The 13506-nt window shown below is 42.2% G+C and carries 16 protein-coding genes; 2 read left to right on the top strand and 14 right to left on the bottom strand.

Annotated elements, in window-relative coordinates; all coding sequences use genetic code 11:
• Nucleotides 1–10 precede the first annotated feature (10 nt).
• A complete protein-coding gene (locus NSS92_RS02355; protein ID WP_340866835.1) occupies nt 11–724 on the top strand; it encodes an amino acid ABC transporter permease in 714 nt (237 codons plus the stop codon).
• A gap of 35 nt (nt 725–759) precedes the next feature.
• Here the strand turns inward: NSS92_RS02355 and NSS92_RS02350 are convergent, their stop codons facing one another.
• From NSS92_RS02350 to NSS92_RS02320, 7 genes are all read right to left on the bottom strand, one after another.
• Complete coding sequence (locus tag NSS92_RS02350) at nt 760–1590, bottom strand: manganese catalase family protein (protein WP_267587257.1); 831 nt, start codon at nt 1588–1590, stop codon at nt 760–762.
• 126 nt (nt 1591–1716) lie between these two features.
• Complete coding sequence (locus NSS92_RS02345; RefSeq protein WP_017358082.1) at nt 1717–2757, bottom strand: 2,3-butanediol dehydrogenase; 1041 nt, start codon at nt 2755–2757, stop codon at nt 1717–1719.
• Nucleotides 2758–2827: 70 nt separating this feature from the next.
• Complete coding sequence (locus tag NSS92_RS02340) at nt 2828–4048, bottom strand: MFS transporter (RefSeq protein WP_340866834.1); 1221 nt, start codon at nt 4046–4048, stop codon at nt 2828–2830.
• A 371-nt stretch (nt 4049–4419) separates the two neighbouring features.
• Nucleotides 4420–5172 (bottom strand): SDR family oxidoreductase, encoded by a 753-nt coding sequence (locus NSS92_RS02335; protein WP_340866833.1) that lies wholly within the window; start codon nt 5170–5172, stop codon nt 4420–4422.
• 41 nt (nt 5173–5213) lie between these two features.
• On the bottom strand, nt 5214–5987 hold the full coding sequence (locus tag NSS92_RS02330; RefSeq protein ID WP_340866832.1) for a class I SAM-dependent methyltransferase: 774 nt from the start codon (nt 5985–5987) through the stop codon (nt 5214–5216).
• Nucleotides 5988–6085: 98 nt separating this feature from the next.
• Nucleotides 6086–7300, bottom strand: coding sequence for a formaldehyde dehydrogenase, glutathione-independent (gene fdhA / locus NSS92_RS02325; protein WP_340866831.1), 1215 nt, complete (start codon nt 7298–7300; stop codon nt 6086–6088).
• 414 nt (nt 7301–7714) lie between these two features.
• Nucleotides 7715–8317, bottom strand: a complete 603-nt coding sequence (locus tag NSS92_RS02320; protein WP_324290907.1) for a class I SAM-dependent methyltransferase — start codon at nt 8315–8317, stop codon at nt 7715–7717.
• A 267-nt stretch (nt 8318–8584) separates the two neighbouring features.
• Here NSS92_RS02320 and NSS92_RS19455 point away from each other — a divergent pair, with 267 nt between their 5' ends.
• Nucleotides 8585–8710, top strand: coding sequence for a YjcZ family sporulation protein (locus NSS92_RS19455; protein WP_008342643.1), 126 nt, complete (start codon nt 8585–8587; stop codon nt 8708–8710).
• 43 nt (nt 8711–8753) lie between these two features.
• On the opposite strand, the gene NSS92_RS02310 is transcribed toward NSS92_RS19455, so the two are convergent.
• From NSS92_RS02310 to NSS92_RS02280, 7 genes are all read right to left on the bottom strand, one after another.
• Entirely contained in the window at nt 8754–8909 is a 156-nt protein-coding gene (locus NSS92_RS02310; RefSeq protein ID WP_267587553.1) for a hypothetical protein, read from the bottom strand.
• 166 nt (nt 8910–9075) lie between these two features.
• Nucleotides 9076–9210 (bottom strand): YrzI family small protein, encoded by a 135-nt coding sequence (locus NSS92_RS02305; protein ID WP_065214597.1) that lies wholly within the window; start codon nt 9208–9210, stop codon nt 9076–9078.
• 450 nt (nt 9211–9660) lie between these two features.
• Complete coding sequence (locus tag NSS92_RS02300; protein WP_048238968.1) at nt 9661–9891, bottom strand: YrhC family protein; 231 nt, start codon at nt 9889–9891, stop codon at nt 9661–9663.
• Nucleotides 9892–9962: 71 nt separating this feature from the next.
• Complete coding sequence (locus NSS92_RS02295; RefSeq protein WP_340866830.1) at nt 9963–11111, bottom strand: bifunctional cystathionine gamma-lyase/homocysteine desulfhydrase; 1149 nt, start codon at nt 11109–11111, stop codon at nt 9963–9965.
• 1 nt (nt 11112) lies between these two features.
• Nucleotides 11113–12036: a PLP-dependent cysteine synthase family protein gene (locus NSS92_RS02290; RefSeq protein WP_267587237.1), complete on the bottom strand. Its 924-nt coding sequence runs from the start codon at nt 12034–12036 to the stop codon at nt 11113–11115.
• 46 nt (nt 12037–12082) lie between these two features.
• Nucleotides 12083–12778 carry a 5'-methylthioadenosine/S-adenosylhomocysteine nucleosidase gene (gene mtnN / locus NSS92_RS02285; protein WP_024423101.1) on the bottom strand — a complete coding sequence of 232 codons (696 nt, stop codon included), beginning with the start codon at nt 12776–12778 and terminating at the stop codon, nt 12083–12085.
• Between the two features lie 15 nt (nt 12779–12793).
• Nucleotides 12794–13435 carry a class I SAM-dependent DNA methyltransferase gene (locus NSS92_RS02280; RefSeq protein WP_267587236.1) on the bottom strand — a complete coding sequence of 214 codons (642 nt, stop codon included), beginning with the start codon at nt 13433–13435 and terminating at the stop codon, nt 12794–12796.
• Nucleotides 13436–13506: the final 71 nt, after the last annotated feature.

The following is a 13506-nucleotide window of genomic DNA, read 5'->3' as shown; positions in this document are numbered from 1 at the left end:
AGGCGATTTGATGCAAACCATTGATATTCCATTTGCGATTGACCAAGTACCCCATATTCTAAAAGGCGTTCCTTTTACCTTATTAATTGCACTTGTTTCCATGGCTATGAGTCTTGTGATTGGATCTGTTTTTGCTTTCATTCGTCTCTTTCGCTTCCCTGTACTCAGGCAGCTCGTCACGCTCTACGTCTCCTTTTTTAGAGGAACGCCTCTTATTGTTCAACTGTTCGCTTTCTTTTATGGGCTCCCTTTTGTTCTAACTAGTATGAGCGGCACATTCGGGCTGTCCTTTCATCCGGATATGGTCTCCCCATTAGCTGTTGCCCTTATTACCTTCAGCCTGCATTCAGCCGCCCATTTAACAGAGGTGGTCCGGAGTGCACTTCTCGCAGTAGACAAAGGGCAGCTTGAAGCGGCAAAAATTGTGGGTATGACCACGAGGCAGGCGATGCTGCGCATTATTTTGCCGCAGGCATTTGTTGTTGCCTTACCGAACCTAGGCAATCAGCTCGTTCAGCTATTAAAAGCCACATCTCTTTCGTTTACAATTGGGGTACTCGAAATCATGGGTATTTCCCGGATCATTGCAAATGACGGCTATCAGTTTTTAGAAACTTATCTCGTCTCTGCTTTGATCTATTGGCTGCTGAGCATTTTCTTTGAATTAGCTTTTGCATTGTTAGAGAAACGTGTCAGCGTGTACGGAAGAACTCTCGGACGTTAAAAAGTCGATCAGGCACAAAAACCTGATCGACTTTTTTATTCACCCTTTTTTGGTGTGTTAAACAGTTCTTTTGGTGCGGGTTTGAGCTTTGGTGCTGAGCCGAATACGACAGGTGCAGAAATATATCTGAACTCTCCTTTTCCATCCATGCTGCGGCCATGTGCCCATCTGCCTTCCTTGCTTTCTTCCCCTCTTGAGAAGTTAAACAAGTCATAGGATACTTGCTGTTTTTCTAATGAACGAGGGAAGGTGGTTGGTACGACGACATCCCCTTCTCGCTCTTCTAATTCCTTAATTGCGGCAAGCCACATATTTTGATGATATGTATCACGAGCAATGAGGAAGGAGAGCATATCCTTGACTCCTCGGTCATCTGTCATTTCGTAAAGTCTTGTGACCTGAAGGCGGCCCTGTGCCTCTGCATTCAAATTCGCCCTGAAATCAGCCATTAAATTTCCACTTGATATGATATATTTTGCATTCCATGGATACCCTTGACTATCCGCTGCCATGGCCCCTAAACCGGCAACAATCGCATGCTGCGGGTTCATTCCGCCCATGACAGCTGCAAGTGCTGGATCACTTTGATACGCCTCTTCTTGTTCCTTAACTGGTGCATTATCAAGTAAACGCGCAATCATCGTTGCCAGCATTTCGACATGACCAATTTCCTCTGTTCCCACGTCAAATAATAAATCCCTATATTTTTGATCTGCCCGGCAATTAAAGCCTTGAAATAAATATTGCATCATCACACTGATTTCACCATATTGACCGCCTAATACTTCTTGTAATTTCTTTGCATAAACCGGATCAGGCTTAGAGGGCTTTGCTTCATATTGTAGTTCTTTGATGTGATAAAACACGATGTCATCTCCCTTATCATTAAACATCTTTTCAATTATCACTATTCAACCGCAGCTCTCATTATGAAAATGAATTGACCACATAAAAAAAGAGAATGGCATATGCCATTCTCTACTTTGTCCTACTTATTCAGCACTGACTAAAATTTTCACTTGATCTTTTTCATTGATTAATGCATGGAAGCCATCCTCGATCACATCGTCCAGCTTGATTTTTTTCGTGACGAGTGTGTCTGCAGAGAAATAGCCTTTTCTCATTAAGTTTAATACAGATGGGAATACGTCTCTGTAGCCGATAATTCCTTTTACTGTACGTTCTTTGATGACGATATCATTCGGCATAATTTCTGCGCCTTTTTCCCAAATACTCACAATGACTGTTTCGCCTGAAATTCTAGTTGATTGGATTGCTTGCTTCAATACAACAGGTACACCTGTCACTTCAAAAGAAACATCGACGCCACCGTTTGTACGGCGTGCGATTTCTTGAACAACATCTTCATACTGAGAAGGATCCACAATGATCGCTCCAAGCTCTTTTGCTTTCTCTTGGCGTTCTTTTGATAATTCAACTGCATAAATATCAGTAGCACCAGCTGCTTTTAATGCTTCAATGACAAGTAAACCAATTGGTCCGCAGCCAAACACAGCCGCTGTATCCCCAGCCTGTACTTTACTAGAACGAACCGCATATAAAGCAACTGCTGAAGGCTCGACAAGCGCGCCTTGCTCATATGAGATTTCGTCTGGTAATAAATGAAGTAATTCTTCATCGACTGATACATATTCAGAGAATCCACCGCCGCCTCCGGCAAGTCCTAAAAAGCCCATGTTTTCATCTAAGTTATAAGCACCTTGATGCCCGTGAGTTGCAAAAATAGGTTCAACAACCACTCGATCGCCTACTTTATAATTGCTCACGCCTTCTCCTACTTCAACAACCTCGCCAGAGAACTCGTGTCCCAGTGTAATAGGTGCTTTTTCTTTTGTAAGTGGATGAGGTTCATTCACAGGAATGAAGATCGGTCCGCCCAAATATTCATGTAAATCACTACCACAAATGCCGCACCATTTTACTTTAAGTTTCACTTTTCCTGGAGCAACTGTTGGTTCATCAATTTCCTCTAGTCGAATGTCCTTTTGATCGTGCCAGCGTAGTGCTTTCATTTGTAAGACTCCTTTTCTCATCAATTTAATTAACTTACTTAAATAATGATAACATAATTTTTTAAATTTTCTAAGTAGGATGCACTACTTTTTTAACAGTCAATGGACGAAAGATGACAAAACATAGCAATAGACAGATAAGAAGCATACATATACACCCAATGATGACGGAGATTCTAATAGATAAAACATGAGCGAGCCCGCCGAATATTCCTGTCATGGTCATCGTTAGAATGGCTTCAACCAAAGCATAAAAACTGGCTACCCTCCCCATCACCTCTACGGGGATATTCGCTTGATAGAACGTCATAAAGCCTGTATTCGCAAATGCTAAAAAGAAGGCTAATATAAAAAATCCACCCGCGGCTGCAACTAGACTGCTGGAAAATGCATAAATAAGATAGCCAAACGCCACAAACAAACTGCCGATTCCAAGCATCAGCGAAACTGACAGCCTTTCGACAATGACCGAATTAAGACTTGCACCTGCGATGATACCTGCTCCAGCCATACTGACAAGAAGGCCGTATTCTGTATCAGTCAGCATCAGTACTTCTTTTGCAAAGGCTGTTTCAAGTGAGTCAATGGCCGTAGGAAGGACCGATATCGCCGCACTAAATAATAAATATACCGCCATGATCTGGCGTGACGTCAAACTAAATTTCAGAACAAGCTTTGCATCCTCTTTTAACATTGAAAGGGAAAACCCCTTTTGGGCAGCATCTGTTTTGAGCAAATTCGGTAAACACATCGTTAACAGAGCAGATATCAACAGGCAGATTGCATTTACATAAATTGAAAAAACAGGAGTCCCGATTAGAAAGAGCAGACCTGCTGCCGCGGGCCCAAGTAAAAATCCACCAGATTGTAATAAAGAGCGAATGGCATTAAACCGTTTTCGGTTATCGGCCGGTATTAGTCCTGTCATATACACCATCGACGCTGGATGAAAGATCGCTTGTGCCATCTGTATGAAAAACACCATGACATACAGGATGAGCAGATATCCTGAAAATAAGGCAAAGGGGATGCATGCAATGAACAGAGCACGGGCGATATCTAAACCGATCATCACATTCCGCTGATTCAGCCTGTCAATCAAACTGCCAGACCAGCTATTGGTCAAAAGAGCAGCCGCAGGTCTTAGTATATAAACTGCTGTTACAGCAAGTACAGAGCCCGTTTCTTGAAAAATAAGCAGATGGAGGGCAATCATATAAATCCATTCTCCTATGTTTGCGATCCCGATGGCTCCAAGCAAAATACTCATATCCCGCCAATGTTTTTTCATCATGGTCCCCCCTATTTGTCATAAAAAAAATCCCGCCCCCAAGACATTTCTGTCTTGAGGACGGGATTTACTCCGCGTTGCCACCTCAGTTCATTCATCTGTTGCCAGATGAACCTTAGCGGGTGATCATTCACCCTTCTCTGTAACGGGAGAAGTTCGCTGCACCACCATCCGAGGGAATCCGGTGCAGAGCTAAGAGGCTTGGTTCGATCATGCTTCCCAGCTCCTTCTCAGCTTCACGGAGTTCTCTGTGTGGGGCAGCTATGATGTACTCTTCTCTATTTACGCTGTGTTACTTATTTTCACGATCTTCAGCTGAATTGTTACATATTGTACTGCGCCTCAATCAAAGCGTCAATATTTTTTTCATGTTAATCCGCATAAATCATTTTTCTAGTCATGCCGCCATCAACGACCAAATCTGTGCCGGTCACAAATTGATTGTCTTCATCAGTTAAATAAAAACAGGCTTTCACAATATCCTTTGGCGTACCGACTCGATTGGAAAGATGCTGCTGATGGTCAATTTCTCGAAGACTTTTCTCATCCTTCGTTTCAATCCATCCAGGGGAAATGCTATTCACCGTAATGCGATCCTGACTAAAAGAAACCGCCAAGGCATGAGTAAGCGCGGAAATGCCGCCTTTTGATGCAGCATATGCTTCCGTATGAGGTTCTGACATGGCCGCACGGGTAGATGAAATGTTCACAATGGAACCGCCTTTTGGATTCTCTTTGATATAACGTGCTGCTTCTCTAGCGCATAAAAAAGTCCCTCTTACATTTGTATGCAGCACATGATCCCACTCATCGACCGTTAATTCATAAGGCGACGCTGTGCACATGACGCCGGCATTATTGATGAGAATATCAATCGTTTTGCAGCGCTCCCCCGTAAACGACATTAAGCGCTGAATATCCTTCTCCTGTTTCACATCCGTTTTGATGAAATAAACTTCATTGGACTCTTTTCTCAGCTGCTCCTCCAAACGCTTTCCCTTTTCTTCATCTATATCAGCAAGCACCACACTCGCCCCTTCTTTTGCATAGCCGCAGGCGACCGCTTCACCAATTCCATTGGCTGCGCCTGTGATGATGACGGTTTTTCCTTTAAAATGTAGCATATGATTGATTCCTTTCTATGACTGGTATGAATAATTTACTTTTATTCTTTCCTGAAAAGTGCGATCCAGTCATCTACCTCTATTGATTCTATTTCATCCTCTGTCATTTTCAATCTATAATATTGCTTTATTTTCTCGTTAGCATCTAACATGTATTTTGTAACGATCTCTTCCTCCTTTAAAGTTTTCGTTGTTCGCTTGACCCATTCTTGAAAAGGGTACCGTTTTTTTCTTTCCAATGACCTTACTTCTTTTATCCCTTCTTCTAAAAACAATTTCCTCCATTGTTCTGCCGATAGACACGACACATGACTTGGGTCTCTCAATCGTTCCAGCTGATTGATAAATAGTGCAAGCTCTTCATCATTTGGCGAAACATTATCAATAAAGCAAAACAGACCATTTGACTTTAATACACGAGATGCCTCTTTGGCAAACTGTTCAGGGTGCGGGAAATGGTGTGCTGCAATTCGGCATGTGACCATATCAAATGTGCCATCTAAAAAAGGAAGGCTTTCTGCATCCGCTACTACATAAAAAATTTGTGGATACGCTTTTAAATGAAGTGATGTATTTGAAAGCATCGCTTTCGTTAAATCCGTCGCAAACACTTGATTCACATATGGAGCCAGTGCTTTTGCGGTATGCCCGCCACCAGTTGCTATATCGAGTACGATCCAGCTTTCTTTTGGAGCTGCCCATTCAACAATAAGATCCAGGTCTGCTCCCTTTGCATGAGTTTGACTCGTCACATACTTTTCTGCATTTCTCCCAAATTGTTCTACCACTCTTCTTTTGGCCTGAACTGAATTCATCTGATTCCTCCCCTTTGAAATGGATTGTATATTCTATATGATTTTCCACAATAAAGAGCCGTCCCATTTTATTGAGCGGCTCCTTTCATGTTAAAAATTTATCGAGAAAGCATTCCGTGCGGGTCAATGACAAATTTCTTCGCCACACCCGAATCAAAGTCACTATATCCTTTAGGGGCTTGATCAAGGTCGATGACGGTTGCATTGACGGCTTTGGCGATCTGTGCTCTTCCGCTTAAAATGGATTTCATTAGACTGCGATGATATTGCATAACAGGGGTTTGGCCTGTCACAAAGGTATGAGCCTTCGCCCAGCCAAGTCCAATCCGTACTTTCAGAGAACCGACTTTTGCATCGGCATCCACTGCTCCTGGATCTTCTGTGACGTAAAGCCCTGGAATTCCAAGCTTGCCGCCAACTTTGGTAATATCCATAATCGTATTTAAAACGGTCGCAGGTGCTTCTCCCAGATCTCCATGACCCGAAGCTTCAAAGCCGACACAATCGACGGCACAATCGACTTCTGGCTCCCCTAAAATATGCGTGATTTGTTCGCCGATTCGATCGTGTTTTCGTAAATTGATCGTCTCGCAGCCAAAGCTTCTTGCCTGCTCCAGTCTTTGCTCATTCAAATCTCCAACAATCACAGCAGATGCGCCAAGAAGCTGAGCCGAATGTGCTGCTGCAAGACCTACTGGCCCAGCACCTGCAATATAAACGGTCGAACCAGGCTTTACTCCAGCCGTATAAGCACCATGAAAACCTGTCGGGAAAATATCGGAAAGCATCGTGAGATCAAGTATTTTTTCCATCGCTTGATCTTTGTCTGGAAATTTGAGTAGCTGAAAATCTGCATATGGAACCATGACATACTCGGATTGGCCGCCAACCCATCCGCCCATATCTACATATCCATAGGCAGAGCCTGGACGGTCCGGGTTTACATTTAAGCACACATGGGTTTTTTGTTCTTTACACATGACGCAGCGTCCGCATGCAATATTAAACGGAACGGACACGAGGTCCCCTTTTTGAATAAACTCTACATCTCGTCCAACTTCAACGACTTCACCTGTAATTTCATGACCAAGGACAAGCCCCTCAGGTGCAGTCGTACGCCCTCTCACCATGTGCTGATCACTTCCGCAAATATTCGTCGTCACTACTTTTAAAATGACGCCATGCTCACATTTGCGCCCCACATTGGCTTTTGGTACACCCGGGCCGTCTTTTAAGACCAAATCAGGGTATCCAATATCCTCAACTGCTACTTTTCCTGCTCCTTTATAAACGACACCTTTGTTTCCCGACATGATTTCATTCCTCCCTTTTGTTTAAAAATGAAGTCTCTACAATTTTCTCTATTTCTAAGGCAATTCCCTTCTTCAAACAGCACATTATGTGAAAAATAAGGAGGTACATGTCTATGTGAGAAAGAAAAATGTGTCTTCCAGTGAAATAAAAAAGAAAATATTGAAAAAAAAGCTAAACTTTTGCAGAACAGTGTCGATATAAGAAATAAGCCAGACAGGTATCCTTAATCGACAAACAAATTCCTTATATATACTATCATTCCTTACACACCTGGCTGGCGCCTACATCACATACAAAAGGCTCTTCTGATGAAGAGCCTTTATTTATTTTTACATTCGATTGCAGGCAAAGAGGCTCCTCTGACGAAGAGCCTCTTTTTTGATTGCTTGTTCATTACCTGGGAAATATTTTCATCATTTTAAGGCTTTGATACAGATGTATGTATCATAGTGATAAACCGAGACTTCTCTAAAGTGATACGCTGAAAACAGGCGGCTGATCTCTTGTTCACTGTGCGATGAAAAAGATGTTGACCGTTTTTGTTCCTTTATCAGCTCCTGCTTTTGGAAAGATAAAAATACTTCTCCATCCACTTGAAGAACGCGGTACACTTCCTTCATGACTTGCTCAATATCCTTCAAGTAATAGATCGTCTGCACCGTAAATAATTTATTGAATGATCTGTCTTCAAAAGGTAATTGCTCAGCCTTACCAAACGTAATGACGGCTTTGTCCTGTTCCGTAAGCTTCTTATGTTTTCTTTTTGCATATTTAATCATATGACGAGAGGCATCTACCCCATATACTTTTCCGCGGTCAAGTTTTTCTGCTACCTTTGATAAGGTGATGCCTCTTCCAGTCCCAATTTCTAAAATTCGGTCATTTTCTTGTATATTTAAGAGTTGAAGCGTCCATTCATTGATATTATGATGATTTTTTTCCATATAGCGGGCAACCCATTTTGAGAACAAGCCTTTTGGTTCCCTCATCTGTTTTCCAATCCAGCTTTGAATCAATGTTAACACCTGCTTTTCACCAGTAAATAAACTATTTACAAATTTTCTTACTTTTCATATCGGCTCTCACCTAACAAAAATTAAGACCTAGTCCTAATTTATTTGTCCTTTATAAGACGCTCCTTTTCAGAAAATGTTTCGCAGAAAGTGAAAATTTTTTTAACCTGAATAGGCGTTTTCATTATTTGTGCTCAGATTGATTTCGTTTTCTGCATGAGCTGCATAATTTATAAATGTATCTTGATTAGATAAAGGTGGTGCTAGATTATGGGCTTTGGCGGTTATTCTGGAGGCTACTGCGGTGGCTACGGTGGCGGTTTTGCAGGCGGATTCGCATTGCTTGTTGTACTGTTCATTTTGTTGATCATCATTGGTGCAAGCTGGATTTGCTAACGTAAAAGGAGCAGGAAACCATGACGTTTCCTGCTCCTTTTCTTTAATACCAATAATTCCGGTACTGATACATATAACGTCTGAGCATTTCCTCTTGCTCTCTTTGCATGCGGTATGGATTTCCGTACCCGTGCTTTAAGGAATGCGGAATAGATGTATATCCGTGCCCCACAGACGGAAACCTCATATATGGTGACATCGACATTCATTGATCACCTCACAATCTCCTTTTACGGTTATCATATGTGCAGGTGATCAATGTGGAGCGTGTCTAAACCTGGTCCTTCTCCCTCGTATAACAATCAAGCATTGCAAGCATCATAAACATGTCAATCTCCTCCTTTTCACATTTTTCATTTCTTGTTTTAGTTCATATACTTTAGTTGTTTCTGTTTCATTTCTTCATAAATTGTTTCGACTTCTTGTTCGTAAAGAACGGTCTCAATGTCCTTGTATTTACGCTTGATCGTCAAAGTAATAAAAAATAAATGGATTGTCATATACGCTCACCTCCCTTCAGTTCGCAGCACGCGAAACAGCCCGCAGATCTTCTTTATCAGTTGACCTGCGGGCACACAAAAATGCAGATCAAAAGACAGTGTCTTCCAACCTGCAATGGATGATACGTGTGAAATCCTCGTTTACTTAAACAGTTTTGAAGCGTGCACCGTATAAGGCAAAGGAAGGACACGAACTCTTCCACAGGCTGATGACATGATGAAATTGTTGGTTGAATTGATCACAAATAGATACGAATAACATATTCTTCAGCCTCCTTTACGTTTTTTTTAATTACTTTGTAAGTATATCCAGCAAGCACCATTTTGTAAACCTGTTTTTAGTAATATAGATGATTTTTGTGTTTTTGACTAAATTTCTACAGTTATTCTTGTCCGATTGTCCAATTCATTAAAAAAAGCCTCCTCAAGGCACATGAGGAGACTTTCGAATTAATCTTCATCTAATTCTTGCAGTTTCTTTTGAAAGAAAATCGCGCGTTTAACACAAACAAACGCTGCTAATAAGAAAACACAATCTATTCCCATCATCAGCATTTTTGGAGATGCTTCGATGTGCTGATTCGGTAAGATTGTACCAATATATAAAAAGGTGCTGACAGCAAGCAGAATAAAAGCGTACTGCTTGTAATCTGTCACTAAACCACTCCACTTTTTCTTCACTTGTTTCACCTTCCGTCATCAATGTCTATTCATAGCTTAACATAGTGAGAGAAAGCGAGTGGCATGTAAATCTATCCATTCGCCAGCGCGCTTAGTCCTTGCTTCAGATCATTCAGTAAATCATCGATATCTTCAATTCCGACCGAAATACGAATTAAACCATCTGTAATGCCAAGCTCCTCCCGGCGGTCTTTTGGAATGGACGCATGGGTCATCCGGGCAGGGACAGAAATTAAGCTTTCAACCGCTCCAAGGCTTTCTGCGATCGTAAACAGCTTCAGCTGGCTTAAAAATACATCGACATGTTCTTCTTTTCCAATATCAAAAGAGATCATGCCGCCGAAGCCTGATGCTTGTGTTTTCGCAAGTTCATGGCCAGGGTGAGTACCGAGACCTGGATAATAAACACGTGTGACAGCTGAATGTTGTTCTAAAAACTCAGCGATTTTCTGTGCATTTTGTTGATGTGCTTCCATTCTTAGTCCAAGCGTTTTGATCCCCCTCATGAGAAGCCATGAATCCTGAGGTCCAAGAATTCCGCCTGTCGAGTTTTGAACAAAGTGCAGTTCTTCTCCAAGCTCTTTCGTCGCTGTGACGACAAGCCCGCCTACAACATCACTATGGCCGCCTAAATATTTAGTCGCACTGTGCAGAACAATGTCCGCGCCATATTCAATCGGCTTTTGGAAATACGGTGTGAAAAATGTATTATCGACAATCATCAAGATGTTGGCTTCCTTTGTCAATTCGCCGATTGCTTTTAAATCCGTCATTTTGAGTAAAGGATTGGTTGGTGATTCAATGTAAACGGCTTTTGTTTCAGGTAAAATAACTTTTTTCACTGCTTCAGGATCACTTGTGTCAACAAAGGTTGCATGAATGCCAATGCGGTTTAGCACCTTTGTGATGACGCGGTAGGTTCCGCCATAAACGTCATCTGTCAGCACAATATGATCTCCGCTGTTAAACAGCATCATCACAGCCGTAATGGCTGCCATCCCTGAACCAAATGCGTAGCCGTTTGCTCCTCCTTCAAGATCACGAATGACTGTTTCCAGTGCAGTTCTTGTTGGATTTGCTGTTCTGGAGTATTCATACCCCGTATGTTCGCCTGCTTTCGGCTGCTTATAAGTACTCACTTGGTAAATCGGAACAGACACGGCGCCTGTTCTTTCATCACCCGTTGTTCCACTGTGAATCATCATTGTTTTTGGTTTCATGCTATTTTCCTCCCTCATAAATTCCTTTACTTAAATATCGCTCACTGCTGTCAGGAAAAATGGTGACAATGACTGTTCCAGGTGATGCTTTCTTTGCTTCCTCTAAAGCGGCAAATAAAGCGGCACCAGAAGAGCTGCCGATGAGAACACCTTCTTTTTCAGCTGCTTCTTTCACCATTCGAAACGCATCATCATCACTGACAGTGTAAATCTCATCGAATAAAGCCTGCTCCATATAATCCGGGATAAATTCAAGGCCAATTCCTTCCGTTCTATGCGGGCCCGGATCCCCTCCATTTAAAATTGACCCTTCAGGCTCCACAACCACTGTTTTTATCGCCTGATGCTGCTCTTTTAAATAGGCGGCACAACCTTGAAAAGTTCCTCCAGATCCTGCTCCCGCCACGAATACATCGATATTCCCTTTTAAGTCGGACCATAATTCGGGACCGAGTGTTCTGTAGTAAGTCAATGGATTTACTTGGTTTTTAAATTGTAAAACACAATAGGCATTGTCGAGGCTTGCCTCTAGTTCAAGGGCTCGATCAATGGCACCCTTCATGCCTTCTTTTCTCGGCGTATGAATAATCTCTGCACCAAGCGCCTTCATCACCTGTTGTTTTTCTTGACTAAAATGTTCTGGTACACAAAAAATGGTCTGCAATTGATGCTTCCTTGCACTTAGGGCAAGCCCAATTCCTGTGTTTCCAGCAGTTGCTTCAATAATGGTTCCGCCTGGACGCAGTTTGCCAGATGATAATGCTTCTCTGATCAGCATGTCACCTAAACGATCCTTAATACTTCCACCTGGATTCATCATCTCAAGCTTTGCATACACCTCAACGCCTTCTGGGACGCCAATCCCTGACAGCTTTAAAAGCGGTGTGCGGCCAATTAATTCGGTAATATCCTTTATAACAGCCATATGATTCCCTTCCTTTGCATGGAAAAGAAGGGGGAAACCCCTTCTTTTATTGTGTTTGCTTTATCATACGCAAGACAAGGTCGGTTGAGTGAATCGCTGCTTGCTCAAGGAATTGATCAAAGGAGATATTGGATTCTTTCCCGGCAATATCTGATAGCGCACGAACGACAACAAATGGCGTGCCAAAGAGCTGGCAGACTTGCGCAACGGCTGCGGCTTCCATTTCCACCGCATATAGCTCTGGAAACTTCTCTCTCACAAACGCTACACGATCCGGATCATTCATAAATGAATCTCCTGTTGCAATCGTTCCTTTTGCCACTTGAATATGATCGATCTCTAAAGCAGATTCCTCTGCCAGCTTCACAAGCTTTTCATCCGCAATGAAAGCAGCTGGAAGTCCCGGCACTTGTCCATATTCGTAATCAAAGATGGTCACATCTACATCATGATGTCTCACATCAGTAGAGATGACAATATCACCTACATTTAATGAGTGATGGAAACCGCCAGCAGATCCTGTATTGATCACATAATCTGGCTGAAAGCGGTCAAGCAGTAATGTTGTGCTGACCGCTGCATTTACTTTTCCAATCCCTGATTTTAATAAAATCACTTCTTTATCTTCATAAACACCTGTTGTAAATTCACACCCAGCGATGTTTTCTTGTGTAGCATTTTTTAGTTGGTCTCTTAAAATCGTCACTTCTTCTTCCATTGCACCTATGACTGCGATTTTCAAATCAAAAACATCCTTTCATTCCCTTTTCTTCGCTTCTACGATCCAAACAAAATCATTCATTTGATGAAAGGACGTGCTAAAACCTTCTTCTTCAAAGATTTGCTTTAGCACATCAATGGATGGATAATATTCCGTTTCTAAATCCTCTGCAAGCTGATCGAACCCTGCGGCTCTCGCTTTGTCGATCTCAGCTTGATGTACTGCTTGATTTTGAAACATTGTATCAGCAAAGACTATTTTACCATCTGAGTGAAGGATGTTGCTATAGGTGTGAATGGCTTGTTTTTTTTCTTCGTCCGTTAAATGGTGGAAAGCATATGAGCTGACGATCGTATCTGGCTCAAAAGGCGGCACTGGAAATGATAAAAAATCCCCATCATGAAATACATCTGGTACTCCTTTTTGAAGAGCCGCTTTCTTCATGGCATCTGATGGTTCAACACCAAACACGTTTTTATCAGCTGCAAGCAATAGCGCTGTTAGATTCCCCGTACCGCTTCCAAACTCAAGAACATATTGGCCTGAACGGCGGGCAATCTCTTTTAAAATAGCCGGATACCGGCGAAACACTTCTTTATACTGCTCGTCATGACCACTTACCGTGTCGTCATAAGAGTCAGCCCAATGATCAAATAAAGAAAGAAACTCACGTCCCATTTTCTTTCCCTCCACTTTATCTATTTATTCCTATGCGTATAGTATGTTTTATTCCGTCGAACAGTTCCTAT

Source organism: Bacillus sp. FSL M8-0166 (assembly GCF_038008825.1).
GTDB lineage: Bacteria > Bacillota > Bacilli > Bacillales > Bacillaceae > Bacillus > Bacillus safensis.
This window is presented reverse-complemented; position numbering and strand designations above follow the sequence as displayed.

Coding starts and splice junctions, on each gene's coding strand:
- NSS92_RS02305 (WP_065214597.1), bottom strand. CDS start 9,210: ATGACAATCCATTTATTTTTTATTACTTTGACGATCAAGCGTAAATAC.
- NSS92_RS02295 (WP_340866830.1), bottom strand. CDS start 11,111: ATGAAACCAAAAACAATGATGATTCACAGTGGAACAACGGGTGATGAA.
- NSS92_RS02335 (WP_340866833.1), bottom strand. CDS start 5,172: ATGCTACATTTTAAAGGAAAAACCGTCATCATCACAGGCGCAGCCAAT.
- NSS92_RS02290 (WP_267587237.1), bottom strand. CDS start 12,036: ATGGCTGTTATAAAGGATATTACCGAATTAATTGGCCGCACACCGCTT.
- NSS92_RS02340 (WP_340866834.1), bottom strand. CDS start 4,048: ATGAAAAAACATTGGCGGGATATGAGTATTTTGCTTGGAGCCATCGGG.
- NSS92_RS02310 (WP_267587553.1), bottom strand. CDS start 8,909: ATGTCACCATATATGAGGTTTCCGTCTGTGGGGCACGGATATACATCT.
- NSS92_RS02330 (WP_340866832.1), bottom strand. CDS start 5,987: ATGAATTCAGTTCAGGCCAAAAGAAGAGTGGTAGAACAATTTGGGAGA.
- NSS92_RS02280 (WP_267587236.1), bottom strand. CDS start 13,435: ATGGGACGTGAGTTTCTTTCTTTATTTGATCATTGGGCTGACTCTTAT.
- NSS92_RS02355 (WP_340866835.1), top strand. CDS start 11: ATGCAAACCATTGATATTCCATTTGCGATTGACCAAGTACCCCATATT.
- fdhA (WP_340866831.1), bottom strand. CDS start 7,300: ATGTCGGGAAACAAAGGTGTCGTTTATAAAGGAGCAGGAAAAGTAGCA.
- NSS92_RS02345 (WP_017358082.1), bottom strand. CDS start 2,757: ATGAAAGCACTACGCTGGCACGATCAAAAGGACATTCGACTAGAGGAA.
- NSS92_RS19455 (WP_008342643.1), top strand. CDS start 8,585: ATGGGCTTTGGCGGTTATTCTGGAGGCTACTGCGGTGGCTACGGTGGC.